This is a genomic window from Streptomyces sp. BE303, assembly GCF_036290945.1.
Lineage (GTDB): Bacteria > Actinomycetota > Actinomycetes > Streptomycetales > Streptomycetaceae > Kitasatospora.
The window spans coordinates 1-351 of sequence record NZ_JAQYWZ010000019.1 but is presented as its reverse complement, the minus strand read 5'-3'; the positions used below and the strand labels follow the sequence as shown (position 1 = coordinate 351).

Annotated in this window: 1 protein-coding gene; it reads left to right on the top strand. The window is 72.9% G+C overall.

Annotation, left to right across the window (positions count from 1 at the left end; translation table 11 throughout):
* Window positions 1-183: 183 nt before the first annotated feature.
* Window positions 184-351, top strand: a 168-nt coding sequence (locus PUR56_RS00055) for a beta-ketoacyl synthase N-terminal-like domain-containing protein (protein ID WP_443034408.1), incomplete at its 3' end; no start/stop codon positions are given.

Sequence of the window (351 nt, the reverse complement as noted above, 5' to 3'; positions counted from 1 at the left end):
TGACGGAGTCGCGGCCCTGGAGCTCCGGGGAACGGCCTCGTCGGGCGGGTGTGTCGGCTTTCGGCGTCAGCGGTACGAACGCGCACGTGAAGGTGGAGGAGCCCCCGGCCGTAGAGTCCGCCGCCGTCGTGGGAGACGCTGGAGGCGGCGGCTGCCGATCCGCTGGGCCTGCGCGGCGAGCCGGTGGGCGTGTTAGTCGGCGCCTCGTTCCTGGGGTACGGCACCGGGGCGGCGGAGAGCGGGGAGGGCCTGGAAGGCCATCTGCTGACGGGTACGGCTTCGTCGGTGATGTCGGGGCGGATCTCGTACACGTTCGGCCTGGAGGGGCCTGCGGTGACGGTGGACACGGCG